The sequence below is a fragment of the Deefgea piscis genome (genome assembly GCF_019665785.1).
Taxonomy (GTDB): Bacteria; Pseudomonadota; Gammaproteobacteria; order Burkholderiales; family Chitinibacteraceae; genus Deefgea.
Window position 1 is genome coordinate 3,386,617 of the sequence record NZ_CP081149.1, and the last position, 21,740, is coordinate 3,408,356.

Consider the following 21,740-nt stretch of genomic DNA (forward strand, 5'->3'; position numbering starts at 1 on the left):
TATCAGTGCACTGCAGCATTAGCGTTATTTTAACTCAGTCACTCGCGCTAAAATGCGCAAAATAGCGGTACTTCGTCGCATTACTACGTCGTATTCGCTGAATACTATACCATCAGCAAACAATAATTTAAGATGCTTGTAAAGAATGACACTTGGAGGGGAATAAAACGTGTTAAAAAAACTTATTATTAGCGCTAGTTTATCCATTGCGAGCTTCGCAAATGCAGAAATTGTAATTGGACAATCGGTTCCAACTACCGGTATTGCTGCCGAAACCGGCAAAGCCATCGCACTGGGTGCATCGCTCTATTTCAATAGTATCAATGGTCGTGGCGGTATCAATGGCGAACTGATCAATCACCTCGTTCGTGATGATGCCTACGATGCCCAGCGAACTTTAAAAAACACCCAAGATTTTATTGAAAAAGAAAATGCAGTTGCATTAATTTCTTATTTTGGCACTTCCGGTATTTCTGAACTCATCAAAACTAAAACATTAGATAATTCAGGCATTCCTTTAGTCGGCATTCATAGCGGCGCTGAATCAATTCGCAACGCCAATAATTTATTTATTTTTAATACTCGCAGTAGTTACAATCAAGAAACTGATCGATTAATCAAATTACTTGCCGGTAATTTAGGTGTCACTAAAATTGCTGTCGTTGCCGAAAAAGGTGAACTAGGCGAAGCTGGCGTGGCGGCATTAAAAGCTTCTCTCGCAAAAAAACAGCTTAAATTAGTCGGTGAGGCTTGGTATGACAACAAATCAGGCGACACTAATAAAGCCGCGCAAGAGCTAGCTAAACTAAACCCAGAAGCCATTATTGTCGTTGCTCTCTCTAAACCCGCCGCTTCATTTGTGCAGCAATATAAAGAGAAAGGCGGCACATCACAGCTGTATTCACTTTCGCCGGTACAGTTTGAAGAAGTCGCAAAAACGATAGGTAAAAAAGGCGCACACGGTTTAGGAATTAGCCAAGTTTATCCTTATCCATACAATACGCGAAGCAAGTTCATTCAAGAATTTCAAGCCACCGTTTTTAATGAAATGGGAACAGGCTCGGGAAAAGAAGAATCTCTGTCGGCGATCGCCAATTATCCAAGTTATGCCATGCTAGAGGGCTATATTTCGGCTCGGCTGATTGTTGAAGCGATTAAACGCGCAGGAAAAAACCCTACTCGTTCGACAATATATAACGCCTTAACCACCATGAAAAAATATGATTTAGGCGGTTTTACCATCGATTACAGTGATAAAAATCGCAATGGCTCTAGCTTTGGCGAAATTACCATGATGTCGCCAACTGGCGCATTATCTCGATAATGGTTTTATGCAATAAAAAAGAGCCGAATCGGCTCTTTTTTATTACTAATACATACTCCGTGAATTAAGTCGCAAAGAAATCTTTCACTTTATCCATAAATGATTTCGCACGAGGATTGTGCTTATCTGAATCACCTTGGCTGATTTCTTCAAACTCTTTTAACAATTCTTTCTGACGCGAAGTTAATTTCACTGGCGTTTCAACTACAACATGACACATTAAATCGCCAGTCATTGCACTACGCACCCCCTTAATCCCTTTGCTACGCAAACGGAATACCTGACCAGTTTGCGTTTCTGGTGGAATCGTAATGCGTGCTTTGCCGGATAAGGTTGGGATCTCAATTTCACCACCCAGTGCCGCACAGCTAAAGCTAATTGGCATTTCGCAGTGCAAATCATTGCCTTCGCGATTAAATACGGCGTGCTCTTTCACATGAATCACAACGTATAAATCACCAGAAGGTCCACCATTCACACCGGCTTCACCTTCTCCGCTCAGGCGAATACGATCACCCTCATCCACACCAGCAGGAATTTTCACAGCCAATGTTTTGTGCGTTTGAACGCGACCTGTTCCTTTACAGTTACGACATGGATCAGGAATATATTTACCCGAACCATGACATGTTGGACAAGTTTGCTGAACACTAAAGAAACCTTGTGAAACACGTACCTGACCATGACCACCACAAGTATGGCAAGTTGTCGCTTCAGTGCCAGGTTTCGCACCCGAGCCATGACAAACTTCACACTCATCGTGTGATGGAATCTTAATCTGCTTTTCTACGCCACGTGCTGCGTCTTCCAGCGTGATTTCCATGTTGTAGCGTAAATCAGCACCGCGATAAACATTACTCCGTCCACCACGACCGCCGCCACCACCACCGCCAAAGATATCACCAAAAATATCAGCAAAATCACCAAAACCGCCGCCGCCAAAACCACCGCCACCACCCATACCGGCTTGCTGATCAACACCAGCATGACCGTATTGATCATAAGCAGCACGTTTTTGCGAATCAGATAGTATTTCGTAGGCTTCTTTGCCTTCTTTAAATTTATCTTCAGCTTCTTTGCTATCCGGATTACGGTCCGGATGGTATTTCATCGCCAGTTTACGGTATGCTTTTTTTATTTCTTCATCTGAAGCGTCGCGATTCACGCCTAAAACGTCATAAAAATCTTTCTTTGCCATGATGCATTTCCCCGAGACAAAAAAGCACAGCCGCTTGCAATGCAAGCGCTGTGCCTAATTGAATATGCTGATTACTTGTCTTTTACTTCGGTAAATTCAGCATCAACTACATTGCCGTCATCTTTATCATTGGCACCCGCTTGCGGACCTGCAGCTTGAGCACCGGCAGCTTCGCCTTGCTCAGCATACATTTTCTCTGCCACTTTATGACTTGCTTGCATCAAAGCTTCTGTTTTCGCTTCGATCACTTCTTTGTCATCGCCACGAACGACTTCTTCCAAGTCTTTAATAGCCGCTTCAATGGCTACTTTTTCATCTTCAGTAACTTTATCTGCAGCATCGGCCAGCATTTTCTTAACTTGATGAATCATTGCTTCACCCGAGTTACGAGCCGTCACCAACTCATGCAATTTTTTGTCTTCTTCAGCATTAAGCTCAGCGTCTTTTACCATCGCTTCGATTTCTGCCTCAGACAAACCAGAAGAAGCTTGAATCGTGATTTTGGCTTCTTTACCTGATGCTTTGTCTTTCGCGCCAACGTGCAAGATACCGTTTGCATCGATGTCAAAAGTCACTTCAATTTGTGGCACACCGCGTGCTGCTGGTGGAATATCGCCCAAGTTGAACTGACCGAGCGATTTATTCGCCGACGCTTTTTCACGCTCACCTTGCAACACATGAATCGTTACTGCACTTTGGTTATCATCCGCAGTCGAAAACGTTTGTGATGCTTTAGTTGGAATCGTCGTATTTTTTTGGATCAGCTTAGTCATAATGCCGCCCAAAGTTTCGATACCCAATGACAATGGTGTTACGTCGAGCAACAAGATATCTTTACGATCGCCACCCAATACAGCACCTTGTAATGCCGCACCAACTGCTACCGCTTCGTCTGGATTCACGTCACGGCGTGGATCTTTACCAAAGAATTCCTTCACCGCATCCATGACTTTAGGCATACGCGTTTGACCGCCGACCAAAATCACATCATCAATATCAGAAGCTTTCAAACCAGCATCTTTCAATGCAATTTTGCAAGGCTCAATTGAGCGAGCGATCAAATCATCAACCAAAGATTCGAATTTAGTGCGAGTGATTTTCATTACCAAGTGTTTTGGACCAGTTGCATCCATAGTCACGTATGGCAAGTTAATTTCGGTTTGCGCGCCGCTAGACAATTCAATCTTGGCTTTTTCTGCCGCTTCCTTCAGACGTTGCAATGCCATTACGTCGTTTTTCAGGTCAATTCCTTGTTCTTTTTTGAACTCAGCAATGATGTAGTCCATCAAACGTTGGTCAAAGTCTTCACCGCCCAAGAAGGTATCGCCGTTGGTAGCCAATACTTCGAATGCAGTCGAACCATCCACATCTGCGATGTCGATAATCGAAATATCAAACGTACCACCACCCAAGTCATACACCGCAACTTTGCGATCGCCTTGGCCAACTTTATCCATACCAAACGCCATTGCCGCAGCAGTTGGCTCATTGATAATGCGTTTTACGTCCAAACCAGCGATACGGCCGGCGTCTTTAGTGGCTTGACGTTGGCTATCGTTAAAGTAAGCAGGAACCGTAATAACGGCTTCAGTGACTTCTTCACCGAGGTAGTCTTCGGCGGTTTTTTTCATTTTGCGCAAAATTTCAGCAGAAATTTGCGGTGGTGCCATTTTTTTGTCGCGAACTGAAACCCATGCATCACCATTGTCTGCAGAAACAATGCTAAATGGCATAGAGTCGATGTCTTTTTTCACTTCTTTATCGACGAACTTGCGGCCGATCAAACGCTTCACTGCGTACAAAGTATTTTTTGGGTTTGTTACCGCTTGGCGTTTAGCTGGCGCGCCAACCAAAATTTCGCCGTCTTCTTGATAAGCAATAATCGAAGGTGTAGTGCGCGCACCTTCTGCATTTTCGATCACTTTAGGTTGACCGTTTTCCAAAACAGCTACACAAGAGTTTGTTGTACCTAAGTCGATACCAATAATTTTAGCCATGTCGTATTTTCCTTCTTTCTAATTGCGGCTCACGCAAAGCGGAGCACCTTGTTCAATTAACCTTAATAATCAAGTGGGGATTGCCGTTTGCATTTCAAGCCCACCGACTTCATTTATGCTAATAAATTATTTTGCTGCCGCAACCACAACCATGGCTGGGCGGATTACGCGGCCAGATAATTCATAGCCTTTTTGCATTACTTGAATCACCGTGTTGGCTTCTTCGTCGCTAGGAGCCATTGAAATCGCTTGATGCTTGTTTGGATCTAATTTTTCGCCGATCGGGTTAATTTCAAGTAGATCAAATTTTTCAAACACATTGGTCAAGCTTTTAGCGGTCAGATCAACGCCCATTTTCAAGCCTTCAAAATTGCCGGACTCATCCAGCAAGGCCATATCAATCGCGTCTTTGACTGCAATCACTTCACGCGCAAATTTTTCTAAAGCAAATTTACGCGTGCGTTCATTTTCTTCTAATGCCCGACGACGCGCATTTTCAGCTTCGGCACGAATATACAAAATATCTTGGCGGGCTTTATCTAGATCAGCCAAAGCGGCACTCAATTGCGCCTCAATCCCATTTTCCATTTCATCTGCAACGACTTCTGCCGTCGATGCCACAGCGGCCTCTTGCTCAGTGGCTTCTTGATTTACGTCTTGAATATTGTCTTGACTCATTGCCTGTACTCCAAATTTGTTACGTTCCGATATGAAATGGGGGTAGGCACTTGCTTTTCAAGAGCGCGGTCAACGACAAAATCGAAACCCTCTACAGGCAAGCCCCAATATGTAGTAAGAATAATTCGACTACACTATGGTGCAGCGCAATAAAAACATTGCACTGAATAAAAACCCTGCTTCAATGAAAGCAATAGCGAGTGCACACGATAGACAATTGAAACACCGCGCTTGATCACCCAAGCCAACGTTTTAAAACCACTCTGAATATTTATATACCCAATGATTTTAGACGGTAGCTGAAGTGAAAATTAAACGGTGTTTCAAAAAATACACACTCAAAATTGCCCTAACCAACACGGAGATCAGTATGAGCACGCAAGCAAAACGCATCGCAGCAATCGAAAATGACTGGCAGACTAACCCGCGTTGGAAGGGCATAACACGCCCTTATACCGCAGCTGATGTTGATCGTTTGCGGGGGACTTTATTGCAGGAATATACCCTTGCAAGTCACGGCGCTAAAAAACTGTGGCAATTGATGCACGAAACACCTTACGTTCATGCCTTGGGCGCATTGACTGGCAATCAAGCAATGCAACAAGTTAAAGCGGGTCTCAAAGCCATTTACCTTTCTGGCTGGCAAGTGGCAGCAGACGCCAATCAAGCCGGTGAAATGTACCCTGATCAATCGCTCTATCCAGCCAATTCAGTACCGCAAGTTGTTCGCCGCATTAATAATACTTTAGCGCGTGCTGACCAAATCAATCACTCAGAAGGTGATGACAGCATTGATTTTTACGCACCGATTGTTGCTGATGCCGAAGCAGGTTTTGGTGGCGTACTCAATGCGTTTGAACTGATGAAAGCGATGATTGAAGCCGGTGCTGCCGGGGTTCACTTTGAAGACCAACTGGCCTCAGTTAAAAAATGCGGTCATATGGGCGGCAAAGTCTTGGTGCCAACGCGTGAAGCCATCGAAAAACTGGTTGCCGCGCGTTTAGCTGCCGATGTGATGGGCGTACCGACTATTATCGTGGCACGTACTGACGCTGAAGCTGCTGATTTGCTCACCAGCGATGTGGATGATAACGACAAGCCATTCTGCACTGGCGAGCGCACGATGGAAGGCTTTTACAAGACGTATCCAGGTCTAGACCAAGCCATCTCTCGCGGTTTAGCGTATGCGCCTTATGCGGATCTGGTTTGGTGCGAAACCGGCAAGCCTGATTTGGAATATGCGCGTAAATTTGCCGATGCAATTCATGCCAAATTCCCTGGCAAATTGCTGGCTTATAACTGCTCGCCATCATTTAACTGGAAGAAAAACCTCGATGACGCAACGATTGCCAAGTTCCAAAAAGAACTCGGTGCCATGGGGTATAAATTCCAATTTATCACTTTGGCAGGCTTCCATGCCTTGAACTACGGCATGTTTAATTTGGCACACGGCTATGCACGTGAAGGCATGAGCGCTTTTGTTGAATTGCAAGAAGCCGAATTTGCTGCTGCACCACGCGGCTTTACCGCAGTTAAACACCAGCGGGAAGTCGGTACCGGTTACTTTGATCAAGTAACTCAAGTGATTCAACAAGGCCAATCATCCACCACCGCCTTGCAAGGTTCTACCGAAGAAGAACAATTTCATTAATCGGGTATTAGCATATAGATCATGCTAAATAAGGTATAGCGACAAATACCCTGTGACGGCACCTTGTGCCGTCACAGTCTCTTGCAAGGGAGCATCACGATGAATATGCGAATTAAAGGTCAAACCAGTCCAGAAGTGAGTAGCATACTGACTCCAGCTGCGCTTGATTTTTTGGCGCAACTACACCGCCAATTTGAACCCCGCCGTCGAGAATTAATGGCTGCTCGCCAAGCTCGCCAAGCGCAATTGGATGCCGGCATTAAGCCTGACTTTCTCGCCGAAACGGCACACATCCGTGCCGGTGACTGGCAAATCAATCCCTTACCTGCCGATTTATTAGATCGACGCGTCGAAATTACTGGCCCGGTCGAGAGAAAAATGATGATCAATGCCCTTAATTCTGGGGCAAAATCATTTATGGCCGATTTCGAAGATTCCAATACCCCGACTTGGAACAATCAAATCGAAGGGCAAATCAATGTGCGTGATGCTTATCGCCGCACAATCAGCTTTACTAGCCCTGAAGGCAAGGTTTACGCACTCAACGATGAAATTGCCACCCTCGTCATTCGGCCACGTGGCTGGCATTTAATGGAAAAACATTTCGAAGTTGATGGCGAAATCATGTCCGGTTCGCTATTTGATTTCGGTTTAGTGGTGTTTCACAATCTGCAATATCGCCTCAGCCAAGGCAGCTCTTGTTATTTCTACTTGCCCAAAATGGAATCCCATCTTGAAGCACGCTTATGGAATGACGTGTTTACTTGGGCAGAAAATCAGCTTAAAGCGCCACATGCTTGTATCAAAGGCACCGTGCTGATCGAAACGATTTTAGCCGCGTTTGAAATGGACGAAATTTTGTATGAATTACGTGAGCATTCATCAGGCCTAAATGCAGGGCGTTGGGATTACATCTTTAGCTGCATCAAAAAATTCCGCATGGATCGCGACTTTTGCCTGGCCGATCGCAGCCAAATTACCATGACCGTGCCATTTATGCGCGCGTACTCCTTACTTTTACTCAAAACCTGTCATCAGCGTGGCGCGCCAGCGATGGGCGGCATGTCGGCGTATATTCCGGTTAAATCCGATCCAGTGGCCAATGAAAAAGCCATGACCCAAGTACGAGCCGATAAAGAACGCGATGCCGGTGATGGCTACGATGGCGGCTGGGTGGCGCATCCGGGCTTAGTCCCTGTCGCGATGGCCGCTTGGGATGCTGTCTTGGGCGATCAGCCCAATCAAATTAGCAAACAGCGTGATGATATTGCCTGCTCGGCAGCAGATTTACTCAACTTCCAACCCGAATGCCCAATTACTGAGGCCGGTTTACGCGGCAATATCTCGGTCGGTGTGCAGTATCTGGCATCGTGGTTAGCAGGCATGGGTTGCGTACCGATTCATAACTTGATGGAAGACGCTGCCACTGCTGAAATTAGCCGTTCGCAAATTTGGCAATGGCTACGCTCAGACAAAGGCGTACTGGTGGATGGTCGCAAAGTCACTGTCGAATTATTTCATCAGTGGTTACCTGAAGAAGTGGCTAAAATCGAAGCACAAGGCCGTTTTAGCGCTACTTTAACTGAGGCGGCCAAGCTCTTTGACCAAATCACCACTGCCGATGAGTTTATTGAGTTTCTGACTCTACCGGGCTACGCCAGAATTGCTTAATTTATATTTGATTCAATGCTTAATCTGCCTCGGGAAACCGAGGCATTTTTGTTGTATCGGCGTAGATTCACTAGCCTATCTTACCAATGCCTCCTAGAATCTTACTTCGGACTCAAGAGAAGCCCATAAAATGAAGCTAATTACCGCACTACATAGCCCATTCGGTCGGAAAATTCGCATTGTCTTGGCGGAAAAAAAGATCGACTTTGAGCTGATCATTGCCAAGCCCGGCGAAGATGATGCCCTTATTCAGAGCTATAACCCACTGGGTAAAGTGCCGGTTTTGGCGCTCGATGATGGTCGCGTCATTTATGATTCAAGTGTTATCGCCGAGCACTTAGACTACCTGTCGCCTGTGTGTAAGTTATTTCCAAGTGATCAACGTCCGATGATTAGCGCCAAACGCACCGCCGCTTTAGCCGATGGGATTTGTGATGCTGCCGTTGCCATCGTGATGGAGCAGCGCCGCCCTAGCGCCTTGCAAAGCCAAGATGCGATGAACCGCCAGCAAGATAAAATCATCCGTGGCTTAGCCGCATTAGAAAGCCAACTGGAAGAAAAGCGCTGGTTTTCTGGCGATGCATATAGCATTGCGGATATTGCCGTTATTTGTATGCTGGAATATCTGGATTTACGCCTGCCCCAACTGCAATGGGCCACTCACTATCTGGCTTTGCAGCAATATCATCAGCGTGTTGCCGAGCGAGCCGCGATTATTGAAACTCGCCCGCTAGAGATTACTTCTCTCGCTTAAGTCCAAAAAAAGCGCAGATAAAAATCTGCGCTTTTTTATTGGCCGTGTGCTGCGGTTAAATTCTAGCTTCAGTAACAGGATCGAATAACACCACTTTTTTCATATCCAGCACCAGCTTAATACTCTGCCCTGTGGGCGGAACCAGTCGGGGATGCACACGAGCAATCACTTCAACGCCGTTAATTTCGGTGTACACCATCGTGTCAGGCCCCGTCGGCTCGGTGATTTTCACCTTACACTCAAGCGCACTCGATTGCGCCTCTGCCACATCCAGCTGTTCTGGCCGAATCCCTAAGGTAATTTTCTCGCCCAAGCGCGCACGCAAATTTGGCCGTTGCGCCAAGCTAATAAAATATGGGCTCGCCATCCCTTGCAAAGAAACACCCAACTCGCCGTCATGCTCAATTAAATGGCAGGGAATAAAATTCATTGAGGGTGAACCGATAAAACTCGCCACAAAGAGGTTGGCTGGGTTTTCATAAATATCTTGTGGTCGACCAAACTGTTGAATCACGCCGTCTTTCATTACTGCAATTTTATCGCCAAGCGTCATCGCTTCAATCTGATCGTGCGTCACGTACACAATTGTCGTTTTCAGGCGTTGGTGCAGTTGTTTGATTTCAACGCGCATTTCAACGCGCAATTTAGCATCCAAATTCGATAGCGGCTCATCAAATAAAAATAGCTTGGGATTGCGTGCCAATGCGCGCCCCATCGCCACGCGCTGCCGTTGCCCGCCAGACAGGGCGGCAGGTTTACGCTCGAGCAAATGATCCATTTGCAGCATTTTGGCTACGCGAGCAATGATTTCATTTTGCTCGGCCTTAGCAATGCCGCGGGTTTCTAAGCCAAAAGCAATGTTTTGTCGAACCGTCATCGTTGGATATAAGGCATAGCTTTGAAACACCATCGCGATGTCGCGATCTTTTGGCGCGACATCGTTCACAACACGATCAGCAATACACACCTCACCGCTGCTGGGACTTTCTAAGCCAGCAATAATGTTCATTAATGTCGATTTACCACAACCGGATGGGCCAACCAAAATCAAAAACTCACCGGACTCAATATCAATATTGATGCCTTTTAAAATTTGCGTATCACCAAATGTCTTGGTGACATTTTTAATGGCTAAAGCACCCATTGCATTCTCCAAATTGATTGAATAAGCCAAGTCATCACTTGACTTAACCTTTGACCGCACCTGCCGACAAACCTTTAACAAAATATTTGCCGCAAAACACATACACCGCAATCGTTGGTAACGCCGCAATCAGTGCTGCAGCCATATCGACGTTGTATTCCTTCACATTGGTCGAGGTATTGGCCATATTATTCAAACCCACGGTAATCGGCTGACTATCTCCGGCGGAGAAAACCACACCAAATAAGAAATCATTCCAAATATTGGTAAATTGCCAGATCAACGTCACCATAATAATCGGCGTCGACATAGGGATAATAATTCGCCAAAAAATACGCCAAAATCCAGCGCCATCGAGCCGCGCAGCTTTAATCAGCTCATCAGGAATGCCCACATAGTAATTGCGAAAAAACAGCGTCGTTGAGGCTAAACCACACACTACGTGCACAAAAACCAAGCCGGTGGTGGTGCTGGCAATGCCCAGCCAACCTAAGGTTTGCGCCATGGGTAGCAGCAAGACCTGAAATGGCATAAACACCCCAAATAAAATCATCGCAAACACAATATTGGAGCCCGGAAAACGCCATTTCGACAACACATAGCCATTAATCGCGCCCAACGTCGTTGAAATCAACACCGCAGGAATAACCATTTTGACTGAGTTCAAAAAATAGCCTGATAGACCATCACAAGAAACCCCAGTACAAGCTGAACTCCACGCCTTGCCCCACGCAGCAAAACCGATGTTTTGTGGGAAAGACAATAAGTTGCCTGTGCGAATTTCTTCCATATCTTTCACCGACGTTGTCAGCATCACATACAGCGGAATCAAGTAATACAGCGCGGCAAACACCAGCGCGGCATACACCAAACCCCGCCAAAAACGTTCTTGGTTCATACCATTCTCCCTGATACGCAAACCCGACGCAGAGGCGCAGAGACGCGGAGAAAAACATCAGATGGCATCATGCAGATGTGAGCTAAGTTCATGCTCAAAAGCGTTCCTCTGCGTCTCTGCGTCTCTGCGTTCGCCGTTGTTTTTATATCTTGTGATAGGACATTAACCATTGCCGTCTTTCCTCAGCTCTGAATACAAATACGGCACCACAATGGCTGCTACCGCCATCAGCATCATCATCGCGCTGGCGGCACCGACCCCCATTTGTCCGCGTGTAAAGGCCATTGAATACATAAAGGTTGCTGGCAGATCCGATGAATAGCCTGGTCCGCCGCCCGTTAACGCCATAATCAAATCGAAGCTTTTAATCGCAATGTGTGAGAGCACCATCAAGGTTGAAAACACCACCGGCCGCAATGCCGGTAGCACGATTTTCCAATAAATTCGTGGCAAGCTCGCGCCATCAATTTGCGCGGCTTTAATAATCGAATCATCAACCCCACGCAAACCGGCTAAAAACAGCGCCATCACAAATCCCGATGATTGCCATAAACCCGCCAGTACCACGGTATAAATCGACATATCGGAATTAACTAACCAATCAAAGGTGAAATGGGTAAAACCCCAGTCATGCATCAATTTTTCTATCCCTAAGCCGGGATTCAAAATCCATTTCCACGCGGTACCGGTCACAATGAAAGACAGCGCCATGGGATAAAGATAAATCGTGCGAATCGCCCCTTCAAAACGGATTTTTTGATCCAATAAAATGGCCAAGACGATACCGATGCCCATCGCACCGCCAATAAACAGCACCGCGAAAATCACTAAATTGCGCACAGCAACCCACCAGCGCTCATTTTCAAATAGGGTGATGTATTGCGCTAAACCCGCCCATTCATAATTGGGCAGCATCCGCGAGGTGGTGAATGACAAATAGCCATTCCAGACAATAAAGCCATATAAAAAAACTAGGGTCAGAACAAACGACGGGGCTAAAACGAGGCGCGGCAGCCAGCGCTCCGCAAACCCATAATGGGCCGTACGGACAGGCATCGTCATATTGGATTCTCCGCAAAGCAGCGATAAAGAGATGGGTATATGAATGAGTAATACTATTTAAATAATATTCATCCATATACCCTGTAGAGAATTACATTGTTTTCGCCGCTTTAGCGATTTTTGCAGCAGCGTCTTTCGCGCTCATTTTGTCGTCATTCCAGAACTGCGTTACCACATCAAACATTGCGCCTTGCGTTGCTGACTTCATTGCCATGCCATGCGCCCATGATGGGATCAAAGTGCCTTTAGTCGATGCCATCTTGAAGTCTTCAGCTGACTTTTGACCACACATATCAAACTTGCTCATATTCACGCCCAAACGAGCAGGAATTGAGCCTTTGTTTAAATTAAATAGCTCTTGAAACTCTGGGCTCATCAACGTTGCGGCTAATGCTTGCTGCCCTTTTTCAGCCTCTTTGTTTTTCAATTTAAACATCGCAAAACTATCAATATTAAAGGTGTAAGCATTCGCAGTACCCGGTGCGGCTACACAAAGAAAATCTTTGCCCGGCACTTTACCGGCCGCCATAAACTCGCCCTTGGCCCAGTCACCCATAAACTGCATACCGGCCTTGCCATTAATCACCATACTGGTGGCTAAATTCCATTCGCGGCCTGAGCTATTTTTGTCGGTAAACGGTTTGATTTTTTTATACGTTTCCAAAGCCTTAATCATCGTTGGGCCACTTAAAGTGCCTTGATCAAGTTGCACAAACGCTTTTTTATAAAAATCAGCACCACCCACACCCAAAGCAACGGTTTCAAATACGGTGCTGTCTTGCCAAGGTTGGCCACCATACGCCACCGGCTGAACGCCAATTTTTTGTAACGCTGCAGCGGTAACAAAAAACTCATCCCAAGTTGTTGGCACTTTGGCATTGGCTTTTTTCAATAATTCTGGATTCACCCACAGCCAATTCACACGATGCACATTCACTGGCGCGGCAACGTATTGGCCTTTGTATTTCACGACGCTAGATACCACCGGTGGCAATAATTTATCCCAGCCACCTTTTTTAGCCACGTCATCAATTGAAGCTAGCACCCCTTCGGCACCCCACTCTTGAATCGAAGGCCCTTTAATTTGCGCTGCCGCTGGTGGGTTGCCAGAAACCACGCGCGTTTTGAGCGCAGTCATGGCGTTTTCACCACCACCACCGGCTACGGCAAAATCTTTCCAGGTGTAACCTTTGGCTTCCATCATTTTTTTTAATTCAGCCACTGATTTGGCTTCACCGCCTGAAGTCCAATAATGCAAGACTTCGACTTCAACAGCCTGTGCTGCGAACGCAACGCCCATTCCTGCAACCAGCAAACCCAACTTGGTAAGACGCATTATCGTAATCTCCAGATGATTTTAATTTTGCCGAGTGCAGTCCTGCCTTCGGTTGTAGTCAGAATATAGTAACTACACACTGATACAAATCAGGTAATCACCGGACAGGTATTCAACCTAGGGTAAACACCTTACGATCAAATGCAAAAATGCCGCTCACTTTAGCAATGAACGGCACTTTAAACTGACTTAATGCTTTTAATTAAGCAAACCAATCACTCGTTGGGACTTCTTTAAGCATGGCGGCTAATTCCATCGCCGAATGGACATGCATTTTGGTAAAAATTCGCGCCCGATGCACTTCGACGGTTTTGGTGCTGATATCCAATCGATCGGCAATCTGTTTATTGAGCTTACCCAATAAAATTTCTTGTAGCACTTCGCGCTCGCGTGGCGTTAAATCGGCGAGCAATTCCACTACTTTTTGTTGATGCTGTGCATTACCTCGGCGCTGCTGATCTTCACTCAAACACGCTTGTACCCGAGTGAGTAGTAAATCTTGATCGCACGGTTTTTCCATAAAATCGCTGGCACCATCTTTGAGTGCATTCACTGCCATTGGCACATCACCATGCCCCGTTAAAAAAATCACAGGCGGTAAATAGCTGCCTTCGCGCAGCTCGGCAAACAGCTCTAGCCCACTCATTCCGTCCATACGCACATCGACAATCAAGCAAGCAAAACGACTCGCATCACCCTCGTCTAAAAAAGCCTCGGCAGAGGCATACGTCACCACAGGGCAGTCATGAGTTTCTAGCAATAAAGCCAATGAATCTCGTACCGCTTCATCATCATCAATCACCGCAACGGTTCGAATTGCTGCTTTGTTCGTCAAAACAGGCTTCATGATATTTCCTCACTCACATTAAAAGGCAGGCGAAACCGCATTCGAGTTCCACCACCAGGATTAGGTTCGGCCCATAAATGACCGCGATGCTGCTCAATCACTGAGCGGCAAATATTCAAGCCCATGCCCATACCTTCGGACTTGGTACTATAGAACGGTTGAAACAATTGAGCTGGATCGGCTAAGCCGCCCCCACGATCGGCAACCGTCACCTTTAAGGTATCGGCGCTAAAACTCGCGCTAACAATAATCTGCCGCTCGCTTATCGGTGTTTCGCTCATTGCTTCGAGGCCATTCTTAATCAAATTAAGCAGCACTTGCTCGAGCATCACCGGGTCGCCCTGAAAACTGGGTAAATCACTCGGAATATCGAGCACAATTCGTGCCTTCATTTTTTGCACCATGGGCCCAAGTAATTGCACCGGTACGCTGACTAAATCATTCAAGACGCACAACTCTCGCGTCGGCGCTCGCTTAACGACAAATTGCCGAATACCCCGAATAATCTGCCCTGCGCGGCGAGCCTGTGCCGTCATTTTGACCAAGGTTTCTTGCACTTTAGCCAGCGGAGGTTCTTTCTTGTACAACATGGTCTCACAGGCTGCGCTATAGCTGGCGATCGCCGCCAATGGCTGATTGAGCTCATGCGCTAAGCTTGATGCCAATTCGCCCATATTGACTAGCCGTGCCGTGTGCTGCAATTGATCGTTGCGCGTGCGTGCAGCCTCTTGTGCTTGTTGCTTGGCGGTAATGTCAGTACAGATTTCCAAGATCGCACTGCGATTATTCACCCAATCGACTTTACGCTGCTCAATTTGATAAGTGCGCCCAGTGTGCATATCGACACTTTCAAAGACCCCATCGTGGATTACTGAATCCGTTGGCCAACGCGTTAAACAATACGCTTCGGCATCTTTGGGAATCGCAAAAGTCTTGCTATGCAAACGATTGCGATACAGCAATACCCCGGTTTCAATATCGGTCACCGATACAGCCACTTCCAGCCCCGCCAAGACCGTTCGCAGCTGTTGACGCGAGCTCGCCAGCGCTTCACGCTCTTGCTTTAACTCAGTCACGTCATACATTGAAGCCATCCAGCCACGATGTACACCATGACTATCGATTAATTTCGAAGAATACAAGCGCACATCAAATCGCTCGCCGTCATTGCGCATAAAGCGTAATTCAAAGCCATTGGCTGGGCATTCCCCGCGCAAAATGGCTTGATAGGCATTGGCACACACATCCAGACACTCTGGCGGCCAAAACACCATCGGTGGCTTAGCACCAATTAACTCCGCCTCAGACCAGCCCACCATATTGGCAAACGCACGATTCACATAACTGAGCTTGCCATCGGTATCCATCGCACGTAAGCCGGTTACCAGCGAGTTTTCCATCGCCGAGCGAAATAAGATTTCATCGCGCAGCGCATATTCGGCATACTGCCTTTCACGCATCCGTAAGCGCAGCATTTTCAGCGCCCACAACAGCAATAATAACAGCGCGGTAATTAAGCCAATCAGCCAAAAATTGGATTGCTTGGTAATCGGGTCGATCGACTTGGCCAATAAACGTAAACTCTGCTGGCTGGCGCCACCAAACGGCACTTCACGAATATCCTTGCCTGTTAAACGCGAGTGATAGCGATTGGGCGCAATCACTTGGTTATTGCTATCGATCAGTTGCAACTGATAGCGCTGCACCATCCACCACGGCACGCGCTGCAATAATAAGATCGACAAATCGTAAACTGCCAGCACCGCACCTTGATATTCGGTTTGATGAAAAAATGGCACCACATGCACCATTTGCGGTGAATTGCGCCAAATCACATTACTCACCATCGGATAACCCAAGGTCGCCGCACCATCAATCACTTCGGTGAGTAAAGAATCATTCAAAGCCACCAAACTTTCGGGACGGCGCTCAAAATTAGGAAAGCCATCACCACGCTGACCTTTGGCATTCACCCACTCAATATTGACAATTTCTGGATTGGATTTCATCAGCGCCTCAGCGCGGCGTTGAAAATCCAGCTGCTGCATACTGTCCGACGCTAAGCCATATGCGAGGTTTTCTAGGATATTTTGATTGCTTTGCAAACGGCCACGAATTTCTTGCTCTTGCCAGAGCAAATCTTGCGCCATCGTCGCCTCGCGGGCGAACAGTTCATTGCGATAATCTTGCCAAGCGTAAACCAAAACCGCGGTGAGTAACGATGCAATCGCCAAATACGCCAAGGCCCATGGCCAATTGCGTTGCCAACTGCTTAAATTAGGCCATTTTTTCATAGGTGAGAGCATACGATGAACAGGGTTCGATTCCCCATACAGTAATACCCATGCCACAGAAAAACAAAAACCCTGCACAATTGGCAGGGTTTTGCGTCTCAATCACCACATCGGCGTTAATTTGCCACTGGCACCGCCACCAAACTGGCGGTCAATAAAGTCCAAAATTGCGTTACCGAGGCAATCTCAACGCGCTCATCCGGAGAATGCGCGCCGCGAATCGTCGGCCCAAATGACACCATATCTAATGCTGGATACGCTTTACCAATCAAGCCGCATTCTAAACCAGCATGAATCACTTTCACTTTTGGCGCTGCGCCATACATCGCTTGATAAGTTTCTTGCAATACGGTCAACGCCCGCGATTGCAAATTAGGCGCCCAGCCGGGATAGGCGCCGCTACTTTCCACCGCAAATCCGCCTAAGCGCGCAATGGCCCGAATGGTTTGTACCAATTCGGTCACGCCGGTTTCAGTTAAAGAGCGCACCATTAACACTGCATCAAAACGCCGGCCATCAAACTGCAGCACACCTAGATTATTCGAGCTTTCCACCACGCCCGCCACCTCGGTACTCCAGCGGCGAATACCGTGCGGTAAACCCATTAATAAGTTCACCACTTTGGCACTATCGGCGGTACTGAGCACCTGCTCTGCTTGAGCGTCTGCCAGTTGCAACACGATATCGGTTTCAACGCCTTGTAACTCTTGCTGCCATTCGGCCAAGCATTGTGCGGCAAACGCCGCAAAATTCGCCGCATCACACGCAGGAATCGCAATTCGCGCAAATGCTTCTCGCGGTAAAGCATTGCGTAATGAACCACCACGCAAACTCACTAAGCGCAAATCAAATAAGGGTATTGCTTGGAACAATAGACGGGACATGAGCTTGATGGCATTACCCCGCTCAAGATGAATATCAACCCCAGAATGACCACCCTTCAAACCGGTTAACGCTAAATCACGCACCACCCAGCCCGCAGGCATTGGCTCGGGATGTAAAGTTTGCCCCACGCTGATGTCAATCCCACCCGCACAGCCAACGTACAACTCGCCCCAATCTTCTGTATCTAAATTAAACAGCAGCTGTCCTTGCAACCAATCAGGCTGCAAACCTTTGGCGCCACTCATGCCAGATTCTTCATCGATGGTCAGTAACACCTCAAGTGGACCATGAGCCAGATCTTGGCTTTCCAGCACGGCTAATGCCGCCGCAACGCCAATGCCATTATCTGCCCCAAGCGTCGTTCCCTTGGCATGCATCCAGCCATCGGCAATATAGGTTTGAATCGGGTCTTGCAAAAAATCATGCACCACGGCTTCGTTTTTTAACGCCACCATATCCAGATGACCTTGCAACACCACGCCCAGACGATTTTCCATCCCCGGCGTTGCGGGCTTGCGAATCAGTAAATTACCAACGGCATCGAGCTCATGACTTAAGCCCAATTGACTGGCCCAAGCTTGAATCTGCGCTCGCAACGCCGCCTCATGATGCGATGGTCGCGGATAAGCACACAACACGGCAAAGTGCTGCCACAACAAGCTCGGTTCAACGTTTTTACAAATCATGCAAAGCCTCAAACAACATTCAACTAGGGCGACAATCTACGGGAATTCGCCAATTTCAGCTGCAGCATTTTAGCGTAATAGGTATTTTTCACACCTAGCATAAACCCTGACAAGAAAAAACATCGCCACAAATCAAAACATTCCATAAGAGTATTTCAATAAAGCCCAACAAATTCAATGCTTAGATTTAAATACCCTATAAATCAGTCCAAAACACCGGCGAATAAATAAAAATAAAACGCCAGTATTACCAACCGCAAAACCAATTTTTCTTATCGCTTATTCATAATGAATTTGGTTTAAAGCAAATTCCATCTACCTCTTTTGACTTAGTCTAGATAGCGTTGATCTAGAAGATCCGTCGCCTAAGGAATTGCCGCCATGACCCAAAATCATCCGAAACTGATTACCGATCCCTATTACGACGGCGTGCCTGAATACATGACCGAAGTGTATGACTGGGCCTATGTGGACCCGAAATGGGTTAAAGCGCTAGATCGCAATATTGTGGTACGCATATTGCTATTTTTAAACGATCAGCGACTGATGAAATGCTATCTCGACGAAATCCAACCGGGCATGCGCGTTTGGCAATTAGCCCATGTTTATGGTGATTTAGTGCGCCGCGCCGCGCAACGCGTCGGCCCTGCTGGTGCATTTCATTTAACCGATATCACCCCCATCCAAATTGAACACGGCAGCAAAAAATTAAAAGACATGGATTGGGCCAAAGTCATTCGCAGCGACGCGGCGGGTTTTGCTGGCATCGGTGGCGACTATCAATTAATTTGCAGTTTTTTCTTATTACACGAAGTGCCCGACGATAAAAAACACGAAATCGTCAATCATATGCTGGCTAAATTGCCGGTTGGCGGCAAAGCCATTTTTGTCGATTATCACAATCCCAAAAAATGGCAACCGATTCGCTACATCCTCAAACTCGTCAACCACCTGCTCGAACCCTTTGCCAATGCCTTATGGGAAAACGAAATTCAACACTACGCCAGTCATGCCGAGCAATACACATGGAAAAAACGGACGATTTTTGGTGGGGTGTATCAGTGTGTTGTGGTGGAGCACGCGAAGTAAACAACAAAACCGCCGGATGATGATCTGGCGGTTTTTGTATCCAATATACGGCGCACTACGCTGCGCTTTAAGTGCACCCTACTTACTTAATTTAAAGTGATCGCTTTCAAATCAGAAATCAGCTGATCCGTCAAAACGTCCATTCGTTTTCGTTCCTCTACATGGATCTCTTGAGCAAATTGCAGCATGGCCGATTGCGAAGCAAGTACATCTTTCTTTCCTGCTGATGACTTGTAATAAGCAAGAATCTGCTCTAACTCTGCATCAGAGAGACTCTGCCCATAAAACCTAGTCCACATCTCAACGTAGTCTTGTGCAGAAAACAGAGCTGAAAAGCGCGCCATATTCCGATTGACTGCTTCTTCCAATTTAGGATTTGAATCACCTTCCGATGCACCACTTTCTCTAAGTATCTTTTTAACTAGATCAGAACCTAGTTCCTGAGCAGCAATCTTAGATTGATCTAATTGAGACTGAAACATTTGATGTAGCCCTTGAGCCTCAATAATTTGTGCAATTTTCAAATCTCGATTGTTTTCACTCGCAAGTACAGAAGTACTGAAACACACCGCGATGATAAATAAATAAATTTTTCTCATTGCCTCTCCAATGTTTTAGCCACTAAACCAAGTTGGCGCTGTCAATAACTAGTAAGTCATTCTGTAGAATTATGACATAGGAGTTTTGGTTTGGTTCTGCCCACCATTCAAACAATTTGGGCTCCGTGGCTAACTCATTGAGCATGGCCGATGTTAATCACCCAAGCTGATCGCACTTTTTTATGTACAAAAAGGCGGATTACGCCTTCGGCTAACCCGCCCGTGTGATGTATTCAGCTACAGCTATTGATCAACAATGCTTACCGAGAAATACCCATTAATGATCCCCCACACTGCCTTCGGCTTTTACTGCGGGCATCACTTTCACTAACACAATCCGTGGGCCGTTCATTTTTTTGACAACGATGGTAAAGCCATCAAATTCGATGCGCTCGCCTTCGACCGGTAGATTGCCAAGTTTCCATTGAATCAAACCGCCGACGGTTTCGGCTTCGGGGTGATCGATGTCTTTGCCCAGCATTCGGCCCAGTGAATACAGCGATAAACTGCCTTTGCCCAAGAGCGCGCCGTCGTCTTGCTCTAACCAATCATTGCGCGACTGCCGAAATTCATCACGGATTTCGCCAACCAGAGCGGCCATCAAATTATCCAACGTGACAAAACCCATCGGCTGCGCTTCATCGGCGTAAGTGACGATGGCAAAATGCGGCGCGCCTTCACGAAAGCGTCGAAATAACTCTAGCACCGGCGTTTCTGGCGTGACTTGCTCAACAGGGCGCAGGTAGTCGCTTAAATCGGACACGTCGGCGTGGCGTAATTCGGCCAAAAATAGGTTTTTTAAATGAACAATCCCCAACACTTCACCGTCTTCATTCACAAACGGATAGCGGCTAAAGCGTTGTGTAGCGATCACTTGTAAATTTTCGGCAAGTGACACATCGCTATGCAGCACCGCGGCCTCATGAAAAGGCCGCATTAAATCGGCAACTTTCAGTCGACCAAAATCCAATGACTGCTCAACGACATTCCATTCTTCGCGGCTATTGTTATCGCCGTTACCGCGCAAAATCATTTTCAATTCATCGGCAGAATAATGGCTTTCATGACCGGAATGCCCGTCCAATCCCAATTGGCGTAACAAACTATTGGCGCTGCGATTGAGCAACCAAATCGCTGGATACATTAACCAATAAAAGAAATACAAGGGCACCGAAGTCCATAGCGCAACGACTTCAGGGCGGCGAATGGCCAATGATTTAGGCGCTAATTCACCAACGACAATATGCAAAAATGAAATTAAGGTGAAGGCAAAAAAGAAGGAGACGCTATGAATCAAAGCCGCAGATTCAACGCCCAACAACATAAAGACCGGCTCAAGTAAGCGAGAAAATGCTGGCTCGCCAATCCAACCCAAACCAAGCGATGCCAAGGTGATCCCAAGCTGGCAAGCTGATAAATACGCGTCCAGTTGACTATGGACTTTGGCAAGAATTCGCCCGCGCCAGCCATAAATCTTGGCTAAACCCTTAGCGCGAGTAGCTCGCAATTTAACCAAGCCAAATTCGGCGGCAACAAAAAAACCATTGAGCAGCACCAACGCCAAAGCGATGAGGCTTAAAAAGAAATTTTCCATAATGCGGGCTAAGCCCGTCCAGAACCAATCAGC

At 46.8% G+C, this 21,740-nt stretch carries 17 protein-coding genes; 5 read left to right on the forward strand and 12 right to left on the reverse strand.

The annotated features are described in order from the left end of the window. The first annotated feature begins 169 nt into the window (after window positions 1-169). Window positions 170-1,324, forward strand: coding sequence for an ABC transporter substrate-binding protein (locus K4H25_RS15875; RefSeq protein WP_221021360.1), 1,155 nt, complete (start codon window positions 170-172; stop codon window positions 1,322-1,324). A gap of 64 nt (window positions 1,325-1,388) precedes the next feature. Here K4H25_RS15875 and dnaJ read toward each other — a convergent pair whose 3' ends face one another. The 3 genes from dnaJ to grpE form a co-directional block, all read right to left on the reverse strand. Next, complete coding sequence (gene dnaJ, locus K4H25_RS15880) at window positions 1,389-2,522, reverse strand: molecular chaperone DnaJ (RefSeq protein ID WP_221021361.1); 1,134 nt, start codon at window positions 2,520-2,522, stop codon at window positions 1,389-1,391. Between the two features lie 71 nt (window positions 2,523-2,593). Beyond that, on the reverse strand, window positions 2,594-4,519 hold the full coding sequence (gene dnaK, locus K4H25_RS15885; RefSeq protein WP_221021362.1) for a molecular chaperone DnaK: 1,926 nt from the start codon (window positions 4,517-4,519) through the stop codon (window positions 2,594-2,596). 126 nt (window positions 4,520-4,645) lie between these two features. After that, entirely contained in the window at window positions 4,646-5,197 is a 552-nt protein-coding gene (gene grpE / locus K4H25_RS15890) for a nucleotide exchange factor GrpE (protein ID WP_221021363.1), read from the reverse strand. A 370-nt stretch (window positions 5,198-5,567) separates the two neighbouring features. Between grpE and aceA the strand changes: the two genes are divergently transcribed. From aceA to K4H25_RS15905, 3 genes are all read left to right on the forward strand, one after another. Then, window positions 5,568-6,848: an isocitrate lyase gene (aceA, locus tag K4H25_RS15895; protein ID WP_221021364.1), complete on the forward strand. Its 1,281-nt coding sequence runs from the start codon at window positions 5,568-5,570 to the stop codon at window positions 6,846-6,848. Window positions 6,849-6,947: 99 nt separating this feature from the next. Then, a complete protein-coding gene (aceB, locus tag K4H25_RS15900; protein WP_221021365.1) occupies window positions 6,948-8,519 on the forward strand; it encodes a malate synthase A in 1,572 nt (523 codons plus the stop codon). Between the two features lie 130 nt (window positions 8,520-8,649). Then, window positions 8,650-9,273, forward strand: coding sequence for a glutathione S-transferase N-terminal domain-containing protein (locus tag K4H25_RS15905; protein WP_221021366.1), 624 nt, complete (start codon window positions 8,650-8,652; stop codon window positions 9,271-9,273). Window positions 9,274-9,328: 55 nt separating this feature from the next. On the opposite strand, the gene K4H25_RS15910 is transcribed toward K4H25_RS15905, so the two are convergent. From K4H25_RS15910 to K4H25_RS15940, 7 genes are all read right to left on the reverse strand, one after another. Next, window positions 9,329-10,417, reverse strand: a complete 1,089-nt coding sequence (locus K4H25_RS15910; protein WP_221021367.1) for an ABC transporter ATP-binding protein — start codon at window positions 10,415-10,417, stop codon at window positions 9,329-9,331. Between the two features lie 43 nt (window positions 10,418-10,460). Further along, entirely contained in the window at window positions 10,461-11,315 is an 855-nt protein-coding gene (locus K4H25_RS15915; RefSeq protein WP_221021368.1) for a carbohydrate ABC transporter permease, read from the reverse strand. A gap of 162 nt (window positions 11,316-11,477) precedes the next feature. Continuing rightward, complete coding sequence (locus tag K4H25_RS15920) at window positions 11,478-12,377, reverse strand: carbohydrate ABC transporter permease (protein WP_221021369.1); 900 nt, start codon at window positions 12,375-12,377, stop codon at window positions 11,478-11,480. A gap of 91 nt (window positions 12,378-12,468) precedes the next feature. Further along, on the reverse strand, window positions 12,469-13,713 hold the full coding sequence (locus K4H25_RS15925; RefSeq protein WP_173532385.1) for an ABC transporter substrate-binding protein: 1,245 nt from the start codon (window positions 13,711-13,713) through the stop codon (window positions 12,469-12,471). A 202-nt stretch (window positions 13,714-13,915) separates the two neighbouring features. Continuing rightward, on the reverse strand, window positions 13,916-14,560 hold the full coding sequence (locus K4H25_RS15930; protein WP_182075676.1) for a response regulator transcription factor: 645 nt from the start codon (window positions 14,558-14,560) through the stop codon (window positions 13,916-13,918). After that, window positions 14,557-16,854: a PAS domain-containing sensor histidine kinase gene (locus K4H25_RS15935; RefSeq protein WP_221021370.1), complete on the reverse strand. Its 2,298-nt coding sequence runs from the start codon at window positions 16,852-16,854 to the stop codon at window positions 14,557-14,559. The genes K4H25_RS15930 and K4H25_RS15935 overlap by 4 nt, the downstream gene beginning before the upstream one ends. Before the next feature lie 116 nt (window positions 16,855-16,970). Continuing rightward, window positions 16,971-18,425, reverse strand: coding sequence for an aminoacyl-histidine dipeptidase (locus K4H25_RS15940; protein WP_221021371.1), 1,455 nt, complete (start codon window positions 18,423-18,425; stop codon window positions 16,971-16,973). Between the two features lie 381 nt (window positions 18,426-18,806). On the opposite strand from K4H25_RS15940, the gene rquA reads away from it, so the two are divergent. Then, window positions 18,807-19,514: a rhodoquinone biosynthesis methyltransferase RquA gene (gene rquA / locus K4H25_RS15945; RefSeq protein WP_221021372.1), complete on the forward strand. Its 708-nt coding sequence runs from the start codon at window positions 18,807-18,809 to the stop codon at window positions 19,512-19,514. Window positions 19,515-19,600: 86 nt separating this feature from the next. Here the strand turns inward: rquA and K4H25_RS15950 are convergent, their stop codons facing one another. Continuing rightward, window positions 19,601-20,113 carry a DUF2059 domain-containing protein gene (locus K4H25_RS15950; protein WP_221021373.1) on the reverse strand — a complete coding sequence of 171 codons (513 nt, stop codon included), beginning with the start codon at window positions 20,111-20,113 and terminating at the stop codon, window positions 19,601-19,603. A gap of 277 nt (window positions 20,114-20,390) precedes the next feature. Beyond that, entirely contained in the window at window positions 20,391-21,707 is a 1,317-nt protein-coding gene (locus K4H25_RS15955) for a hemolysin family protein (RefSeq protein WP_221021374.1), read from the reverse strand. Between the last annotated feature and the right edge of the window lie 33 nt (window positions 21,708-21,740).

What these genes read in the sequence shown, in the direction of transcription:
- dnaJ (WP_221021361.1), bottom strand. Translation starts at nt 2,522, where the DNA reads ATGGCAAAGAAAGATTTTTATGACGTTTTAGGCGTGAATCGCGACGCT.
- dnaK (WP_221021362.1), bottom strand. Translation starts at nt 4,519, where the DNA reads ATGGCTAAAATTATTGGTATCGACTTAGGTACAACAAACTCTTGTGTA.
- grpE (WP_221021363.1), bottom strand. Translation starts at nt 5,197, where the DNA reads ATGAGTCAAGACAATATTCAAGACGTAAATCAAGAAGCCACTGAGCAA.
- aceA (WP_221021364.1), top strand. Translation starts at nt 5,568, where the DNA reads ATGAGCACGCAAGCAAAACGCATCGCAGCAATCGAAAATGACTGGCAG.
- aceB (WP_221021365.1), top strand. Translation starts at nt 6,948, where the DNA reads ATGAATATGCGAATTAAAGGTCAAACCAGTCCAGAAGTGAGTAGCATA.
- K4H25_RS15905 (WP_221021366.1), top strand. Translation starts at nt 8,650, where the DNA reads ATGAAGCTAATTACCGCACTACATAGCCCATTCGGTCGGAAAATTCGC.
- K4H25_RS15910 (WP_221021367.1), bottom strand. Translation starts at nt 10,417, where the DNA reads ATGGGTGCTTTAGCCATTAAAAATGTCACCAAGACATTTGGTGATACG.
- K4H25_RS15915 (WP_221021368.1), bottom strand. Translation starts at nt 11,315, where the DNA reads ATGAACCAAGAACGTTTTTGGCGGGGTTTGGTGTATGCCGCGCTGGTG.
- K4H25_RS15920 (WP_221021369.1), bottom strand. Translation starts at nt 12,377, where the DNA reads ATGACGATGCCTGTCCGTACGGCCCATTATGGGTTTGCGGAGCGCTGG.
- K4H25_RS15925 (WP_173532385.1), bottom strand. Translation starts at nt 13,713, where the DNA reads ATGCGTCTTACCAAGTTGGGTTTGCTGGTTGCAGGAATGGGCGTTGCG.
- K4H25_RS15930 (WP_182075676.1), bottom strand. Translation starts at nt 14,560, where the DNA reads ATGAAGCCTGTTTTGACGAACAAAGCAGCAATTCGAACCGTTGCGGTG.
- K4H25_RS15935 (WP_221021370.1), bottom strand. Translation starts at nt 16,854, where the DNA reads ATGAAAAAATGGCCTAATTTAAGCAGTTGGCAACGCAATTGGCCATGG.
- K4H25_RS15940 (WP_221021371.1), bottom strand. Translation starts at nt 18,425, where the DNA reads ATGATTTGTAAAAACGTTGAACCGAGCTTGTTGTGGCAGCACTTTGCC.
- rquA (WP_221021372.1), top strand. Translation starts at nt 18,807, where the DNA reads ATGACCCAAAATCATCCGAAACTGATTACCGATCCCTATTACGACGGC.
- K4H25_RS15950 (WP_221021373.1), bottom strand. Translation starts at nt 20,113, where the DNA reads ATGAGAAAAATTTATTTATTTATCATCGCGGTGTGTTTCAGTACTTCT.
- K4H25_RS15955 (WP_221021374.1), bottom strand. Translation starts at nt 21,707, where the DNA reads ATGGAAAATTTCTTTTTAAGCCTCATCGCTTTGGCGTTGGTGCTGCTC.